The sequence below is a fragment of the Cupriavidus sp. GW822-FHT02D05 genome (assembly GCF_058802485.1).
The window spans coordinates 372,123-389,184 of sequence record NZ_JBXAOE010000002.1 but is presented as its reverse complement, the minus strand read 5'-3'; the positions used below and the strand labels follow the sequence as shown (position 1 = coordinate 389,184).

Here is a 17,062-nt window from a genome sequence, read left to right as displayed (position 1 = left end):
TTGTTCTGGCTTTGGCCCCGGAATCCGTGGCTCGACGGATCGAGCGGCATGTAGATATTCTACATAATCAGGGGCGGGGTCATCGCGGCTTCAGCGTGACTACCGGGTAGGGATTTCACCTATGTGCGCTAAATATGCCATGAATAAAGCGCTTTGTGATGTGCGCGCATGGTGTTTTCAAATTGGCTTTCGATATAATGTAGAAAATCTACAAACAATAGCGACCGCAAGTCCCCCCAGTCCTCCCGGATACGATCAGGCATCACGACCAGGAACTCCCCCCAATGTCAAAAGCCCTCCACGCCGAAGTCCACGCCGTCACCGAGCGCGTGATCGCGCGCAGCCAGCGCAGCCGCGCCGCCTATCTCGCGCGTTGCGAACGCGCCCAGCAGGAGCTGGGCCCCTTGCGCGGGCTGTCCTGCGCCAACCTCGCGCACGGCCTGGCCGCGCTGCCCACGCACGACAAGCTCAAGCTGCGGGTCGAGCATGCTGCCAACCTCGGCATCGTTACCGCGTACAACGACATGCTGTCGGCCCACCAGCCGTACGAACGTTATCCCGGCGTGATCCGGGAGGCCGCGCGTGCCGTTGGCGCCGTGGCGCAGGTGGCGGGCGGCGTGCCGGCGATGTGCGATGGCATCACGCAGGGCAATGCCGGCATGGAACTGTCGCTGTTTTCGCGCGATGCCATTGCGATGGCCACGGCGGTCTCGCTGTCGCACAACACCTTCGATGCCGCGGTCATGCTGGGCGTGTGCGACAAGATCGTGCCGGGCCTGCTGATGGGCGCGCTGCAGTTCGGCCACTTGCCGGTGGTGTTCGTGCCGGCCGGGCCGATGTCGACGGGCTTGTCCAACAAGGAAAAGGCGCGCGTGCGCCAGCTATACGCAACCGGCCAGGTTGGCCGCGAAGCCTTGCTGGAGGCTGAGTGCGAGGCCTATCACGGCGCCGGCACATGCACCTTCTACGGCACCGCCAACAGCAACCAGTTCCTGATGGAAATCATGGGCCTGCATATGCCGGGCGCGGCCTTCGTGCATCCCGACAGCGGCCTGCGCGACGCGCTCACCGCCGCCGCCGCGCAACGCGCGCTGGCCCTGACGGCGCGGGGCGGCGACTACCTGCCTCTGGCGCGCATCGTCGACGAGCGCGCGGTGATCAATGCCGTGGTCGGCCTGCTGGCCACGGGTGGCTCGACCAACCACACCATCCACCTGGTGGCGATGGCGCGCGCGGCGGGCATCCTCATCGACTGGGATGATTTCGACCGCCTCTCGCGCATCACGCCGCTGCTGGCGCGTGTCTACCCCAACGGCTCGGCCGACGTGAATCACTTCCACGCCGCGGGCGGCGTGGCCTACGTGATTCGCCAGCTGCTCAGCGCCGGGTTGCTGCACGAGGACGTGGAAACCGTGGCCGGGCGTGGCCTGGCCCGTTACACGCAAGAGCCCGTGATGATCGACGGCGTGCTGCAGTGGCGCGACGGCGCCGCCGTCAGCGGTGATGCCACGGTGCTGGCCACTGCGGCCGAGCCGTTCTCCACCGAGGGCGGCTTGCGCCTGCTGCAAGGCAATCTTGGCCGCGGCATGATCAAGGTGTCGGCGGTGGCGGATGAGCATCGGGTGATCGAAGCACCGGCACGCGTCTTCGACTCGCAAGAGCAATTGCAAGCCGCGTTCGAAGCCGGCGAGTTCACGGGCGACATGATCGCGGTCGTGCGTTTCCAGGGACCCAACGCCAACGGCATGCCAGAACTGCACCGTCTCACCCCGGTGCTGGGCTCGCTGCAGGACGCCGGCTACAAGGTTGCGCTGGTGACCGATGGCCGCATGTCCGGCGCTTCTGGCAAGGTGCCGGCGGTCATTCATGTGGGGCCTGAGGCACTTGCCGGCGGCCCGCTGGCGCGCGTGCGTGACGGCGACCGGATCCGCGTGGACGCCGTGGCAGGCACGCTGGAATGGCTTGGCGCCGCGAATGGCGACGGCGACCTGGCCACGCGTGCTTCAGCCGTGCTGCCGGACGACGCCTTTACGAATTTCAGCGTCGGCCGGGGCCTGTTCGGGCTGTTCCGCCGCAACGCGCGGATCGCGGAGGAGGGCGGCAGCGCGCTGGACCTCTCCGAGGCCGACGCGCCCGGCGCTGTCCAAACGGGCGCGGCCGTCGCACAATAGGCAGCGCCCCTTAAATTTGTGTCATTTGTGTCCCCGGCAGCCGATGGCTGGCGGAGACGACCCCGAGCCGGCCCATGCGGGTCCTATCATGGCTTCATGGCTGAACGCTTGCGGAGCCGACCGGCCGCCGGCGCGGGGACTACCGACAAGGATGGGAAAACCATCCGAACATGATCATTGGAGCAGACATGATCTACATCCTGATGGGCGTTTCCGGCAGCGGAAAGACCACGGTCGGCCAGTTGCTGGCCAAGACCTTGCAATGCGGCTTCCACGATGCCGATGAATTCCACAGCGCCGCCAACAAGGCGAAGATGCACAATGGCATCGCGTTGACCGACGACGACCGCTGGCCCTGGCTGGCCGCGATGCGCGCGGCGATCGATGCGGCCCGCGCCGAGGGGCGCACCCACGTCTTTACCTGTTCCGCGCTGCGGCAAACCTACCGCGACCGCCTGACGCCCGCCGATGGCGGCGTGACCTTTGTCTACATGAAGGGCGATGCTACGGTCATTGGCGGCCGCCTGGCCGAGCGCAGCGACCACTTCTTCAATCCCGCCCTGCTGCAGAGCCAGTTCGAGACCCTGGAGGAGCCGCGCGACGCCCTGGTGCTCGATATCCGCCAGACGCCGGAGGCGCTGGTGCAGCGCATCCTGGCCGGAGTGCAGGCAGAAAAAAGCGCGGCGATCGCCCGCTGAACCGATGCCAAGGCTGGCCCGAAGCGAAGGCTGGCAGACATCTTGCTTATCCATGTTTGATGGCGCGAATGCCTGCCGCTTGCGGCTTTCGTGGTCATAGGTATCCTATAGGGACAGCACTTCGAAGCATGACGAGATGGTCCGCGGCCAAGCCGCCGGGCCTCGGGTGGTGATCTCAAGGTGCTGTGCCGGGAACAACAAGCCAATCAAAACGGGATAGCCGGCAGTTTGGGCGGCACCCAAATCATGGGGGAACGGCCATCATGGCGGCGCGGTTTTTCGACGAGATGCTCGATTGGCAAGATGGCGTGGCAGCAGCAATCCACGCGGGCGAGTCCCTGCCGGCAGGTGCCGTGCGGGGGCATTACAAGCAGTTCGCGGATTGGTTGGCGCGCCAGTCCGAAGGCACCATGGACAACAAGCGCGCCGAAGCGGATCTCATCTTCCGGCGCGTGGGCATCACGTTTGCCGTTTACGGTGAAAAAGACGAGTCCAACAGCGGCACCGAACGAACCATCCCGTTCGATGTCATTCCCCGCATCTTCCCCGCCAGCGAGTGGGCAACGCTCGAGCGCGGCCTGCGCCAGCGGGTGTCGGCGCTGAACCGCTTCATCCACGATATCTATCACGGGCAGGACATCATCCGCGCCGGTGTGATCCCGCCAGACCAGATCTACAACAACGCGCAGTACCGCCCCGAGATGCTCGGCATCGACGTGCCCCGTGATATCTACGCCCATGTGGCGGGCATCGATGTAGTGCGCGCTGGCGAGGGCGAGTTCTACGTGCTGGAAGACAACCTGCGCGTGCCCTCCGGCGTGTCCTACATGCTGGAGAACCGCAAGATGATGATGCGGTTGTTCCCGGACCTGTTCGCGCGCAATCGCGTGGCGCCGGTGGCGCACTATCCCGACCTGCTGCTCGACATGCTGCGCGGCGTCTCGCCGCAGAACATCGCCGATCCCACGGTGGTGGTGCTCACGCCCGGCATGTACAACTCCGCCTACTTCGAGCATGCCTTCCTGGCGCAGCAAATGGGCGTGGAACTGGTCGAGGGCAGCGACCTGTTCGTACAGGACGAGCACCTCTACATGCGCACCACCCAGGGGCCGCAGCGCATCGACGTGATCTACCGCCGGGTCGACGACGACTTCCTCGACCCGCTGGTGTTCCGCTCGGATTCCACGCTGGGCGCGGCGGGGCTGCTCTCGGTCTACCGCGCGGGCAACGTCACCATCTGCAACGCCATTGGCACGGGCGTGGCCGACGACAAGTCGATCTATCCCTACGTGCCCGACATGATCCGCTTCTACCTTGGCGAGGAAGCGATCCTCAACAACGTGCCGACGTACATGTGCCGCCGCCCGGACGACCTGCAGTACGTGCTGGACCACATGAGCGAACTGGTGGTCAAGGAAACCCACGGGGCCGGCGGCTACGGCATGCTGGTGGGGCCTGCCGCCACGCGCGCGGAGATCGATACGTTCCGCGAGGTCGTGCGCGCGCGTCCCGAGCAGTACATCGCGCAGCCCACGCTGGCGCTTTCCACCTGCCCGACGTATGTGGAGTCGGGGATCGCGCCGCGCCACATCGACCTGCGTCCGTTCGTGCTGTCCGGCAAGGATGTGCGCATGGTGCCGGGCGGGTTGACCCGCGTTGCGCTGCGCGAAGGCTCGCTGGTGGTCAACTCCTCGCAGGGCGGGGGCACCAAGGACACCTGGGTGCTGGAGCGCTGACGCGCGGCGCACGCAAGGATTGTTTGTGATTCCCGCGCTGGCAGCCGCGTTGCCGGCGGCGCGCGGGCGAACAGCGCTGTACGAGGGGACTGACCATGCTTAGCCGCACCGCCGACCATCTGTTCTGGATGGCGCGCTATACCGAACGCGCGGAGAACACCGCGCGCATGCTGGACGTGAACTACCAGACTTCGCTGCTGCCGCAATCCGCGGAAGTGGCGGAGCAAGGCTGGTGGGCCATGCTCGATATCTCCGAGCTGACCACGGTGTTCGACGAGAAGTACGGCCTGCTTACGCGCGACGACGTGATCGACTTCATGGTGCGCGACATGACCAATGTCTCGTCCATCATGAGCTGCCTGCGCGCGGCCCGCGAGAACGCCCGCGCCGTGCGCGGCTCGCTGACCACCGAGGTCTGGGAGACCATCAACACCACCTGGCTCGACGTGCAGCGCATGATCGCCGACGGCGTGCTGCGCGAGGATCCTTCGCAGTTCTTCGAGTGGGTGAAGTTCCGCTCCCACCTTGCCCGTGGCGTGCAGTTTGGCACCATGCTCAAGGATGATGCCTTCCACTTCATGCGGCTGGGCACGTTCCTGGAACGCGCCGACAATACCGCGCGGATTCTGGACGTGAAGTTCCAGGCCAGCACGGTCGACGATAGCGATCCCAATCGCGACGCCAACGATTTCTATCACTGGGCGGCTGTCCTGCGCTCGGTGTCGGGATTCGAGGTGTACCGCAAGGTGTATCGCACCGTGATCACGCCCGAGCGCGTGGCCGAACTGCTGGTGCTGCGTCCCGACATGCCGCGCTCGCTGGTGTCCAGCATGGACGAGGTGGTGTCGATCCTGGCGCTGGTGGGCAACCACCTTTCTTCGGAGACCGAGCGCCAGGCTGGTAAACTCCACGCCGATTTGAAATATGCGCGCATCGACGACATCTTCGCCGTCGGGCTGCATGCTTACCTGACCAGTTTCCTGGAGCGCATCGGCGACCTCGGCAACGGCATCAGCCGGGATTTCCTCGTGCCGCTGCTCGCTGCCTGACCTATATGAAGTGGGGAGGTTGTGCCGGCCTCGCCACATCATGAAATACAAGATTCACCACAAGACGGTCTACCGTTATGCCGAGCCGGTCCTGCGCAGCGTGCACGAACTGCGGCTCGCGCCGCGCTCGGGCCCGCTGCAGGCCGTGCAGGAATGGCAGTTGTCCGTTCCCGGCAACCTGTCCGAGGCGCGTGACGGTTTCGGCAATATCGTGCACAGCTTCACTGTGGCCGGGCCAGCACATACGCTGGTGATCGAGGCCAGCGGCGTGGTCGATGTCACGCCGCCAATGGATGCGGACGGGCCGTTCTTTTGCGATGCGCCGCCGGCTGGCGAGGCGCGTGTGTCGCCGCTGTATTACCTTGGCGGCACGCCGCTGACCGCCGCCAAGCCGGAGATGGTGCGTTTTGCCGCGCCCTACCTGGCGGCGGGGGCGACGGTGCCCGCGCTGCTGGCGCTGGCCAATGGCATCGCCGGGCGGGTGCGCTACCGGTCAGATAGCACCGATGTGGACACCTCGGCCAGCGACGCATTCGCACTGGGCAGCGGGGTTTGCCAGGACCAGGCGCAGGTGATGGTGGCATGCTGCCGGGCCCTGGGCGTGCCGGCGCGCTACGTCAGCGGCTATTTCTATGACCCGGCCGCGTCGGAATTGGCTAGCCATGCCTGGGCCGATGTCTGCGTGGATGCCGGCAAGGAGTTGTGGTGCAGCATCGACGTGACCCACGGCTGCCTGAGCGACGCGCGCCATATCCGGCTGGCGGTCGGGCGTGACTATCGCATGGCTGCACCGGTGCGCGGGATTCGCGAAGGTGGCAGCGGCGAGCGGCTGGCGGTCGAGATCGCCATTGCGCCGTTGCAGTGAATGAAGCGGTGCGCCGTGCACCAAAAACGGGCGTGCCGCACGTTTCCGGGCGCACCGGCGCGGCGCTAGAATGCGGCCTTGGCCCGGGCGACAGACTTGGCGAAGCGCCAGGCGTGAATGTGCACCATTACAAGACAAGATCATGACGTACTGTGTAGCCATGCGGCTGGATGCCGGGCTGGTGTTCCTTTCCGATTCGCGCACTAATGCCGGTGTCGATGCGATCTCGACCGCTCGCAAGATGACCGTGTTCGAGGAGCCGGGCGACCGGGTGATGGTCTTGCTGACCGCGGGCAACCTGGCGATCAGCCAGGCGGTGCGCCAGATACTGGCGGAGGGCCGCGATGAGAAGCGCTCGCTGTGGACGGCGCGCGATATGTTCGAGGCGGCCGCCATCGTTGGCGACGCGGTGCGCCAGGTGCACAAGCACGACGCCCACGCGCTGCGCGAGGCCGGCATCGAGTTCAATGTGAGCCTGATCTTCGGCGGCCAGATCCGCGGCGAACGCGTGCGCCTGTTCCATGTGTACGCCGCCGGGAATTTCGTCGAGGCCACCCCCGAGAACTGCTATTTTCAGATCGGCGAGGCCAAGTACGGCAAGCCCATCATCGATCGCGTGGTCGAGCCGACGCTGCCGCTGGGCGAGGCAGCCAAGTGTGCGCTGATCTCGATGGACTCCACGTTGAAGTCGAATATCTCGGTAGGCCTGCCGCTGGACCTGCTGGTCTACGAAGGCGATTCGCTGCGCGTGACCCGCTTTGTCAACATTGACGAGAAGAACGCCTACTTCCGCATGATCCGCGATACCTGGGGGCAACGCTTGCGCCAGGTCTTCGGCGAGATCAACGATCCGGAGTGGGATGCCAACGCGCCGGCCGAGTTTCCGCTGGCGCGCCAGGGCGCGGGCGACCGCTGGGGCCAGCCTGTGCGCGCCACGCGCGAACGTGCCGGCACGCAGGACTGAGGGCGCGCTGCGAATACCCCGATGCGCGACATTCTGCATTTTTCGCACGCCAATGGCTTTCCGGTCAGTACCTACCGCAAGCTGTTCGGAACGCTGGAAGACGATTTCGAGATCCGCGCCGTGGACCGTTATGGCCACGACCCGAAATTCCCGGTCACGCGCGAGTGGCCGCACCTGGTCGATGAGCTGCTGGCTTCGATCGAGCAGAAGTACCGCGAGCCGGTGTGGCTGGTGGGGCATTCGCTGGGTGGTTTCCTGTCGCTGATGGCCGCGCTGCGCCGCCCGCAGTGGGTGCGCGGCGTGGTGATGCTGGATTCGCCCGTGATTGCCGGGTGGCGCGCCGCCTTGCTCAAGGCCGGTCAACGCTTCGGCCTGGATGAGCGGCCCAGCCCGGCTGCCGCGACCCGGCGGCGGCGCACGCACTGGCCGGATGCCGAGGCGGTGTGGGCGCATTTCCGCTCCAAGCCGGTGTTCGCGTCGTGGGACGAGGAGGTGCTGCGCGACTATGCGATGCATGGCACGGAGCCGACCGGCAACGACGCCGAACGCCGCCTGCGCTTCGAGCGCGAGATCGAGTACCAGATCTACCGCACGCTGCCCACCAGCCTGGGCGCGCGCGTGGCGCGCGGCGCGCCGGTGCCGGTCAGCTTTGTCGCCGGCACGCGTTCGCGCGAAGTGCGGCAATGCGGGCTCGGCGCCACGCGCAAGCTGGTGGGCGAGCGCCTGCGCTTTATCGAGGGCGGGCACCTGTATCCGATGGAGCGTCCCGGGCAGACCGCCGGGCTGATCCGCGATCTGGTCGGGCAAATGCGGGGCGACGGCGCCACCTTCGCGCGTCCGTAGGCGGGGCAGGATCGGGCGGCGGCGCGGACGCGAGTGCGAAGCGGCGAAAGCGTCTCAGCGGCTGCCGGGCAAGGCGACTTGTCGCAAATGCGGCGCTGCAGCAGGCGGCCTCTCATGTATAATCCCGATTTCCCCGGCAAGCTCGGTTTATGACCAAATTCGTCTTCGTCACCGGTGGTGTCGTCTCTTCTCTCGGCAAGGGCATCGCTGCTGCTTCGCTCGCGGCCATTCTCGAGTCGCGCGGCCTCAAAGTCACCCTCCTCAAGCTAGATCCCTACATCAACGTCGATCCCGGCACGATGAGCCCCTTCCAGCATGGCGAAGTGTTCGTCACGGAAGACGGTGCGGAAACCGACCTCGATCTTGGCCACTATGAGCGCTTCGTCTCGGCCAAGATGCGCAAGTCGAACAACTTCACCACGGGCCAGATCTACGAATCGGTGATCCGCAAGGAACGCCGCGGCGAGTACCTCGGCAAGACGGTGCAGGTGATCCCGCACATCACCAACGAAATCCAGGCCTTCATCGAGCGCGGCGCGGCTGCGTCGCACGGTGGCAAGGCGGACGTCGCGCTGGTGGAGATCGGCGGCACGGTGGGTGACATCGAGTCGCTGCCCTTCCTGGAAGCCGCGCGCCAGATGAGCCTGCGCATGGGCCGCAACCACGCCGCCTTCGTGCACCTGACGCTGGTGCCGTTCATTGCCAGCGCCGGCGAGCTCAAGACCAAGCCGACCCAGCACTCGGTGCAGAAGCTGCGTGAAATCGGCATCTCGCCGACCGCGCTGCTGTGCCGCGCCGACCGCCCGATTCCGGACGAAGAGCGCGCCAAGATTTCGCTGTTCTCCAATATCCCGCAAGAAGCCGTGATCTCGGTGTGGGACGTGGACAGCATCTACAAGATCCCGCAGATGCTCAACGAGCAAGGCCTCGACCGCCTGATCTGCGAGGAGCTGCGTATCGATCCCAAACCGGCCGATCTCTCCATGTGGCAGCGCCTGGTCAATGCCCAGGAAAACCCGCAGCACGAGGTCACCATCGGCATGGTGGGCAAGTATGTCGACCTGACCGAATCCTACAAGTCGCTGATCGAAGCGCTGCGCCACGCCGGCATGCACACCGCCACCCGCGTGAACATCGAGTACATCGATTCGGAAGAGCTCGAATCCGGTCACCTCGAAGTGCTCAAGCCGCTGGACGCCATCCTGGTCCCGGGCGGCTTCGGCAAGCGCGGCACGGAAGGCAAGATCCGCGCGATCCAGTACGCTCGCGAGAACAAGGTGCCGTACCTGGGCATCTGCCTGGGCATGCAGCTGGCCGTGATCGAATTCGCGCGCCACGTGGCGGCGATGGCCGATGCCAACTCGACCGAGTTCAACCTGGAAACCGAACATCCGGTGGTTGCGCTGATCACCGAGTGGGTGGATCGCGAAGGCAAGGTCGAGCAGCGCTCCGCCGAGTCCGACCTGGGCGGCACCATGCGCCTTGGCGCGCAGCGCGTGCCGGTCAAGGCCGGGACCAAGGCCAGCCAGATCTATGGCCCGGAAGTCAACGAGCGCCATCGCCATCGCTACGAGGTCAACAATCACTACGTGCCGACGCTGGAAAAGGCGGGCATGGTGATCTCGGCCCGTACGCCGACCGAAGACCTGCCCGAGATGATGGAATTGCCGGAAAGCCTGCACCCGTGGTTCGTGGGCGTGCAGTTCCACCCGGAATTCACCTCCACCCCGCGCGATGGCCATCCGCTGTTCAAGGCCTACGTGGAAGCGGCGCTGGCGAGCCAGCAGAAGAAGGCGGGCTGAGCCCCGGCACCGCAAGCAGGAGATTAGCGATGAAACTCTGTGGATTTGACGTCGGCCTGGACCGGCCCTTCTTCCTGATCGCCGGCCCGTGCGTGATCGAGTCCGAGCAGATGGCGCTGGATACGGCCGGTGAGCTCAAGGCGATCACCAGCGAGCTTGGCATTCCCTTTATCTACAAGTCCTCGTTCGACAAGGCCAACCGCTCGTCGGGCCGGACCTTCCGTGGCCTGGGCATGGAGAAGGGGCTCGAGATCCTCGCCACCGTCAAGCGCGAGATCGGCGTGCCGGTGCTGACCGACATCCACGAGATCGACGAGGTCAAGCCGGTGGCGGCCGTGGTCGACGTGCTGCAGACGCCGGCCTTCCTGTGCCGGCAGACCGACTTCATCCGTGCCTGCGCGCAGAGCGGCCGCCCCGTCAATATCAAGAAGGGGCAGTTCCTGGCGCCGCACGACATGAAGAATGTCATCGACAAGGCGCGCGATGCCGCGCGCGAGGCCGGGCTGCCGGAAGACAGCTTCATGGCCTGCGAACGCGGCGTTTCCTTCGGCTACAACAACCTGGTCTCGGACATGCGCTCGCTGGCGATCATGCGCGAGACCGGCGCGCCGGTGGTGTTCGACGCCACCCACTCGGTGCAGCTGCCGGGCGGCCAGGGCACCAGCTCGGGCGGCCAGCGCGAGTTCGTGCCGGTGCTGTCGCGCGCCGCTGTGGCAACCGGCGTGGCGGGCCTGTTCATGGAAACCCATCCGGATCCGAGCAAGGCCATGTCGGACGGCCCCAACGCCGTGCCGCTGTCGCGCATGAAGGAACTGCTGTCGGTGCTCAAGGACCTGGACACCCTGGTCAAGCGCACCGGCTTCCTGGAAGACAATTTCGGCTGGCCGGCGGCTTGCGCCTGAGCTTGCCGTGCCACCGCGGTCATGGCCGTCATCGGGCGGCCATGATCAGCCAAGTAGAATCAACATCATAAGAACACACGGAGATACGCCATGGCCAGCGGCTATATCATTGCCCACGTCGATGTCACCGATCCCCAGCAGTATGAAGAGTACAAAGTGCTCTCCAGCCATGCCATGAAGGTGCATGGCGCCGAGGTACTGGTGCGCGGCGGCAAGACCGAGAAGCTCGAGGGCGACTGGGCCCCGACGCGCGTGGTCGTGCTGAAGTTTCCCAGCTATGACGCGGCAAAGTCGTTCCACGACAGCGAGGAATACCGCGCCGCGCGCAAGTCGCGCGAGCACGCCGCGCGCATGAACATGATCGTGGTGGAAGGCGCTTAAGGCTTAGGCGTCAGCCAGCTCGGTCAGCTGTAGCCAGCGGTAGTCCAGGGCATGGCGCCCGTGTAGTAAGAAGTCATCAAGCATCAACAGTCCAAGAGGAATCCATGAGTGCAATCGTAGATATCATCGGTCGCGAAGTTCTCGACTCGCGCGGTAACCCGACGGTCGAGTGCGACGTCCTGCTCGAATCCGGCGTGATGGGCCGCGCGGCAGTGCCGTCGGGCGCATCCACCGGCTCGCGCGAAGCCATCGAGCTGCGTGACGGCGACAAGTCGCGCTACCTCGGCAAGGGCGTGCTGAAGGCGGTCGAGCATATCAATACTGAAATCTCCGAAGCCATCATGGGCCTGGACGCTTCCGAGCAAGCCTTCTTGGACCGCACCCTGATCGACCTCGACGGCACCGACAACAAGGCCCGCCTTGGCGCCAACGCCACGCTGGCCGTGTCGATGGCCGTGGCCCGCGCCGCTGCCGAAGAAGCCGGCCTGCCGCTGTACCGCTACTTCGGCGGGTCGGGCGCGATGCAGATGCCGGTGCCGATGATGAACATCGTCAACGGTGGCGCGCACGCCAACAACAGCCTGGACATCCAGGAATTCATGATCATGCCGGTGTCGCAAACGAGCTTCCGTGAAGCCCTGCGTTGCGGCGCTGAAGTGTTCCACGCACTGAAGAAGATCCTGTCCGACAAGGGCATGTCCACGGCGGTTGGCGACGAGGGCGGCTTTGCCCCCAACTTTGCTTCCAACGAAGAGTGCCTGAACACCATCCTGCTGGCCATCGAGAAGGCTGGCTACCGTGCTGGCGAAGACGTGCTGCTGGCGCTGGACTGCGCGGCGACCGAGTTCTATCACGAAGCCGAAGGCCAGTACCACCTGGATGGCGAAGGCCTGAAGCTGACCTCGACCCAGTTCGCCGACTACCTGGCCAACCTGTGCGACAAGTTCCCGATCGTGTCGATCGAGGACGGCATGGGCGAAGGCGACTGGGACGGCTGGAAGGTGCTGACCGACAAGCTGGGCAAGCGCGTGCAGCTGGTGGGCGACGACCTGTTCGTCACCAACACCAAGATCCTGAAGGAAGGCATTGAAAAGGGCATCGGCAACTCGATCCTGATCAAGATCAACCAGATCGGCACCCTGACCGAAACCTTCGCCGCCATCGAAATGGCCAAGCGCGCCGGCTACACGGCCGTGATCTCGCACCGTTCGGGCGAGACCGAGGACAGCACCATCGCCGATATCGCGGTGGGCACCAACGCCGGCCAGATCAAGACCGGCTCGCTGTCGCGTTCGGACCGTATCTCGAAGTACAACCAGCTGCTGCGCATCGAGGAAGATCTCGGTGATATCGCCAGCTACCCGGGCAAGAGCGCGTTCTACAATCTGCGCTAAGCTCGTGCCATGCGCCGGCCGCGCACGATGCGTGGCCGGCGCATGACGCAACTTCCTTTTTTCGCTTAAGCGCCAGAATCCATGCGCCTGATCTCGTTGCTGTTGTTTGTGCTGTTGCTCGCCATCCAGTATCCACTATGGCTGGGCAAGGGCGGCTGGCTGCGTGTGTGGGATATGGACAAGCAGGTGCAGGAACAGAGCGCGCACAACCAAGCGCTCAAGCTGCGCAATGCCAAGCTGGAAGGGGAAGTGAAGGACCTGCAGGATGGCACCGGCGCCATTGAGGAGCGTGCCCGCTATGAGCTGGGCATGGTCAAGGATGGCGAGGTGTTCGTGCAGTTCGTGGCACCGGCCCCCAAGGTCAGCGCCACGCCGCCGCTGCCGCCTCCGGCGAACTCCCCGGCATTCAATCGCCACTGACTGGCGTCTTTCCCGTTTTCTATCTCGTAGCGTCTGCCGCCGTTGCTCCGCAACGGCATGGATGAAGCATGCTCGCGTCCTTGGTTGCTTGCCGCACCAGTTTCGTCGGCCGCTTACCGCTGCTTACCACCAGTACGGATAGCCACCGTAGCCCCAGCCCCGGTATCCCGGGCTGCTGAATCCGACTCCGCCGCCCCAGTGCCCGCCGCCCCAGCCGCCGTAATACAGGTTCCAGCTAGGCGAGGGATAGGCATAGTAGCTTGCCGCCCGCGCCATGGCTTGCGCCTGTTGCTGGCGGGCAATCGCGGCATCCTGCTCGCGCAGTACCTGGCGGTTCAGCTCGCCGATCTTCTGGATGTCTTCCGCGGTGACGGGAGGCGGCGGCACGGCGTTGGGCGCCAGGCGGGCCGTCGGCGGCGAGCCGTTGAGGTCGCGCGGCAACTGGGCGCAGCCGCCGCAGGCCAGCACGGCGCCAAGCAGCATGGCGCTGATTGTGGCGCACGGGTGAGAGGACAAAGCGGACATGATGATTCCCTGACTCTGGTGGGGCGCTGACGCTTGGACCCCGGCGCAGGGCAGAAAGGTTCCTGCCGTTGCGCTTCGCATCATGGTTCGCACCGTCGCTCGCATCGCCGTCCCGCGCGTTGCCGCTCAGTGCTGCTGGCCCGCGCCGTCGCCGGCGCCGGTAGCCACGGGGACCGGCGTGAACAGCTGCGCGCAATCGACCGGGTCGAAGTGGTACTGCTGGCCGCAGAAATCGCATTGGATTTCCACTTCGCCGCGTTCCACCAAGATGTCTTCAATCTCCACGCGGCCCAGGTTCTGCAGCATGCCCGCCACCTTGGCGCGCGAGCACGAGCATTGGAAGTGCGGGGTCAGCGGCTCGAACACACGCAGGCCGGTGGCTTCCAGGTCTTCCCAGAACAGGCGGCGCAGCAAGGTGTCCGGCGTCTCGGCCAGCAGTTCGGCGTCCTTCAGCGTGGCGCCGAGCTGGCAGGCACGGTCCCAGGTGTCGAGGTCCTGCGCGCGGGCTGTGTCCGCCAGCGGCGCGCCGGTTTCGCCCACTTGCGCGGGCTCACGCTCGGCGTGGCCTTCCAGCGTGCCACCGTAGGAGGGCAGCTTTTGCAGCAGCATGCCTGCAGCGACCTTGTCGTCGGCGGCCAGCCATAGCCGCGTGTCGAGCTGCTCGGACGTCTGCATATAGTGCTCGAGCACGGCGGTCATGGATGTCATCGGGCCATGCTTGTCGGCCAGCGGCACGATGCTCTGGTACGGCTGCTGCCCGGGCAGCTTGTCCTGCGGGTCCAGCGTGATGGCGAAGCGGCCGTGGCCGCTGACGTTGACGAGATCCGCCAACGTGGCGTCGTCGGCCAGCGTCACGCCTTCGGCCAGCTTGGCCGTTGCGCGCATCGACAGGTCGGACAAGCACTCCACCACCAGCATGCGCACCGGGCCATCGCCGTGCACTTGCATCACCAGCGCGCCGTTGAACTTCAGGTTGGCCGAAAGCAGGGCGGCGGCCGACATCATTTCGCCCAGCAGCCGGCGCACCGGCGTGGGGTAATGGTTGCGGCGCAGCACTTCTTGCCAGGTGGCCTGCATGCGTACCAGCTCGCCGCGCACGGGGGCCGCGTCGAACAGGAATTTCTGCAGGGTGTCAGGGGTGGTGGTGTCAGTCACGATGATCCGTCGGTAAATCGGAGCCGCTGGCGCGGCGCCTTGGTCGCTTAGTCGATGCGTTTGAGTTGTGTCTTGTACATGGCCTGGCGGGTGGCGTAGGTCTCGGCATTGCGATACAGGTTGGCTACGTCCTGCTCGGTGAGCTCGCGCACCACCTTGGCCGGCGCGCCGAGGATCAGCGAGCGGTCCGGGAACACCTTGCCTTCGGTGACCACGGCGCCGGCGCCGACAAGGCACTCCTTGCCGATCACCGCACGGTTCAGGATCACCGCCTGGATGCCGATCAGCGAGCCTTCGCCCACGGTGCAGCCGTGCAGCATGGCCTGGTGGCCGATCGAGACCTTGTCGCCGATGGTCAGCGGGCAGCCGGGGTCGGTGTGGAGCACGGTGCCTTCCTGCACATTGCTGGACTCGCCAACCACGATCGGCTCGTTGTCGCCTCGGATCACCACGCCTGGCCATACGCTGGCACGTGCCTTGAGCATCACGTTACCGATGATGGTGGCCTCCGGCGCCACGTAGGCATCCGGATCGATGGTGGGGGCAACGTCGCCGAGCTGGTAAAGCGCCATGGGGTCTCCTGCACAAGTTCGTATGGGTATATGGGGTTTGCCGCCGGGCTTTAAAGGGTCGTGGGCGGGCCTGCTGGCATAGGGTGTCACCTGCCGGGCCCTACAATGGCGGCAAACCGGATTTTACGCTTATGCCAGCAAACCTACCCGATGCCGCGTCTCCTGGCGCCCCTGACCCCGATCGCGGTGCCGCGCCTGGCGCTTTATCCGGCGTGGCGGCGCCGTCCTTGCGCCGCCAGGCGCTTGCCATCCTCTGCCTGAGCGACGCGCACGAGAAGGCCGCGGCCACGCGCCGGATGCGGCTGGCGGCCGAGGCCATGGCGCCGGAGGCCCTGGGCATCGGCGAGGCGATCGCGGCCGAGTTGCCGCTGCCCGGCCGGCCGCCGCTGCCCGAACTGGTGGCGCCGCAGCGGGTGGAGCGCAGGCGGTCCATCCATACGCCCGCCGGCCGCGCGGCGCTGATCCACGCGCTCGCGCATATCGAGTTCAACGCGATCAACCTGGCGCTGGATGCCATCTGGCGATTCGACGCGATGCCGGCGGCCTTCTACCTGGACTGGCTGCGCGTGGCCGACGAGGAGGCGCTGCATTTCAGCCTGCTCGCGCAGCACCTGGCCACGCTGGACGCGCGCTACGGCGATTTTCCGGCGCACAACAGCCTGTGGGAGATGGCGGACAAGACCGCCGGCGATGTGCTGGCGCGCATGGCGCTGGTGCCGCGCACGCTGGAGGCGCGCGGGCTGGATGCCTCGCCGCCGGTGCGCGCCAAGCTCGCAGCCGCCGGCGATCATGAGGCCGCCGCCATCATCGACATCATCCTGCGCGACGAGGTGGGTCACGTAGCCATCGGCAACCGCTGGTACCGCTGGCTGTGTGCCTGCCGTGGCCTGGACCCCGTCGCCACCTACGCCGAACTGGCCGCGCGCTACCAGGCACCGCGCCTGCGGCCGCCCTTCAACCTGGCAGCGCGCCGCGCGGCGGGTTTCGACGAGGATGAGCTGGCGTGGCTCGAGGGACAGGCCGCTCAGTTGTATTCCGTCACCACGACATAGCCCTGCTTGCCGGCGCTACCGGGGCCTGCTGTGAATTGCACGGGCACGACCGAGGCGCGCGCTGCCGCCAGTTGGACGACCCGGCCAGGCAGCAGCGGCAGGGAGGCGGACTCCGCGGCATGGGTGCCGTTTGCCGGGCAATTGACCGAGGCGGTCCCGCTCGTGCTGATTTGCGTATTGCAGGGCGGCGCGACGATGGCCCCCCGGAAGTAGATCACGCCATCCGCGGCCCACGCGGATACCGAAAGCAAAGCACTCGCCAGGGCCAACGGCAGCCGGAGCGCGAAGCGGTGGGAGGCGGCGCGGCCGGTGCTTGCAAACGTGCTCATCGTGATCTCCTGTTCGTCATTAACTTGAAGCACATTGGGAAATTTCTGCGTGCTCTTTGGGAACTTTATTTCCCAAGATTGGGAAAAACAATCAAGATAATCCGAGTTTTCCCAACCCTTTTTTTTGCACTACTCTGTTAGGTCAGGTTGCGGAATGTGCTGCTATCCACCGTGCTGATGCTACTGAGGGGTATAGGAATTACC

General features: G+C 65.6%; 17 protein-coding genes. 13 read left to right on the top strand and 4 right to left on the bottom strand.

Annotated features, from left to right (window positions below):
- The first annotated feature begins 284 nt into the window (after positions 1-284).
- From edd to ftsB, 12 genes are all read left to right on the top strand, one after another.
- Complete coding sequence (gene edd / locus AC1RQK_RS04215; RefSeq protein WP_492807776.1) at positions 285-2,171, top strand: phosphogluconate dehydratase; 1,887 nt, start codon at positions 285-287, stop codon at positions 2,169-2,171.
- Positions 2,172-2,359: 188 nt separating this feature from the next.
- Positions 2,360-2,869: a gluconokinase gene (locus AC1RQK_RS04210; RefSeq protein ID WP_492372697.1), complete on the top strand. Its 510-nt coding sequence runs from the start codon at positions 2,360-2,362 to the stop codon at positions 2,867-2,869.
- Between the two features lie 263 nt (positions 2,870-3,132).
- Positions 3,133-4,605: a circularly permuted type 2 ATP-grasp protein gene (locus tag AC1RQK_RS04205; protein ID WP_492372679.1), complete on the top strand. Its 1,473-nt coding sequence runs from the start codon at positions 3,133-3,135 to the stop codon at positions 4,603-4,605.
- A gap of 95 nt (positions 4,606-4,700) precedes the next feature.
- On the top strand, positions 4,701-5,654 hold the full coding sequence (locus tag AC1RQK_RS04200; RefSeq protein ID WP_441633667.1) for an alpha-E domain-containing protein: 954 nt from the start codon (positions 4,701-4,703) through the stop codon (positions 5,652-5,654).
- 40 nt (positions 5,655-5,694) lie between these two features.
- Positions 5,695-6,519 carry a transglutaminase family protein gene (locus tag AC1RQK_RS04195; RefSeq protein WP_492372678.1) on the top strand — a complete coding sequence of 275 codons (825 nt, stop codon included), beginning with the start codon at positions 5,695-5,697 and terminating at the stop codon, positions 6,517-6,519.
- Between the two features lie 142 nt (positions 6,520-6,661).
- A complete protein-coding gene (locus AC1RQK_RS04190) occupies positions 6,662-7,483 on the top strand; it encodes a proteasome-type protease (protein ID WP_193692133.1) in 822 nt (273 codons plus the stop codon).
- A gap of 21 nt (positions 7,484-7,504) precedes the next feature.
- Positions 7,505-8,326 (top strand): alpha/beta fold hydrolase, encoded by an 822-nt coding sequence (locus AC1RQK_RS04185; protein ID WP_492807773.1) that lies wholly within the window; start codon positions 7,505-7,507, stop codon positions 8,324-8,326.
- 149 nt (positions 8,327-8,475) lie between these two features.
- Positions 8,476-10,128, top strand: coding sequence for a CTP synthase (pyrG, locus tag AC1RQK_RS04180; protein ID WP_043344927.1), 1,653 nt, complete (start codon positions 8,476-8,478; stop codon positions 10,126-10,128).
- A gap of 29 nt (positions 10,129-10,157) precedes the next feature.
- Positions 10,158-11,030 (top strand): 3-deoxy-8-phosphooctulonate synthase, encoded by an 873-nt coding sequence (gene kdsA / locus AC1RQK_RS04175; protein WP_174422820.1) that lies wholly within the window; start codon positions 10,158-10,160, stop codon positions 11,028-11,030.
- A gap of 90 nt (positions 11,031-11,120) precedes the next feature.
- Positions 11,121-11,411, top strand: a complete 291-nt coding sequence (locus AC1RQK_RS04170) for a DUF1330 domain-containing protein (RefSeq protein WP_006160203.1) — start codon at positions 11,121-11,123, stop codon at positions 11,409-11,411.
- 104 nt (positions 11,412-11,515) lie between these two features.
- Positions 11,516-12,805, top strand: coding sequence for a phosphopyruvate hydratase (gene eno, locus AC1RQK_RS04165; RefSeq protein ID WP_043344931.1), 1,290 nt, complete (start codon positions 11,516-11,518; stop codon positions 12,803-12,805).
- Positions 12,806-12,886: 81 nt separating this feature from the next.
- Complete coding sequence (gene ftsB, locus AC1RQK_RS04160; RefSeq protein ID WP_174422818.1) at positions 12,887-13,225, top strand: cell division protein FtsB; 339 nt, start codon at positions 12,887-12,889, stop codon at positions 13,223-13,225.
- Between the two features lie 123 nt (positions 13,226-13,348).
- Here ftsB and AC1RQK_RS04155 read toward each other — a convergent pair whose 3' ends face one another.
- The 3 genes from AC1RQK_RS04155 to AC1RQK_RS04145 all read right to left on the bottom strand — a co-directional run bounded on the left by AC1RQK_RS04155 (position 13,349) and on the right by AC1RQK_RS04145 (position 15,477).
- Positions 13,349-13,750, bottom strand: coding sequence for a hypothetical protein (locus AC1RQK_RS04155; RefSeq protein ID WP_492372675.1), 402 nt, complete (start codon positions 13,748-13,750; stop codon positions 13,349-13,351).
- A gap of 126 nt (positions 13,751-13,876) precedes the next feature.
- Complete coding sequence (gene hslO, locus AC1RQK_RS04150; RefSeq protein WP_477133026.1) at positions 13,877-14,905, bottom strand: Hsp33 family molecular chaperone HslO; 1,029 nt, start codon at positions 14,903-14,905, stop codon at positions 13,877-13,879.
- 47 nt (positions 14,906-14,952) lie between these two features.
- Positions 14,953-15,477, bottom strand: a complete 525-nt coding sequence (locus AC1RQK_RS04145) for a gamma carbonic anhydrase family protein (RefSeq protein ID WP_416048089.1) — start codon at positions 15,475-15,477, stop codon at positions 14,953-14,955.
- Positions 15,478-15,608: 131 nt separating this feature from the next.
- Here AC1RQK_RS04145 and AC1RQK_RS04140 point away from each other — a divergent pair, with 131 nt between their 5' ends.
- On the top strand, positions 15,609-16,529 hold the full coding sequence (locus tag AC1RQK_RS04140) for a ferritin-like domain-containing protein (RefSeq protein WP_492807771.1): 921 nt from the start codon (positions 15,609-15,611) through the stop codon (positions 16,527-16,529).
- Here the strand turns inward: AC1RQK_RS04140 and AC1RQK_RS04135 are convergent.
- Positions 16,502-16,858, bottom strand: coding sequence for a YmdA family protein (locus AC1RQK_RS04135; protein ID WP_492372673.1), 357 nt, complete (start codon positions 16,856-16,858; stop codon positions 16,502-16,504). The genes AC1RQK_RS04140 and AC1RQK_RS04135 overlap by 28 nt on opposite strands.
- Positions 16,859-17,062 lie beyond the last annotated feature (204 nt).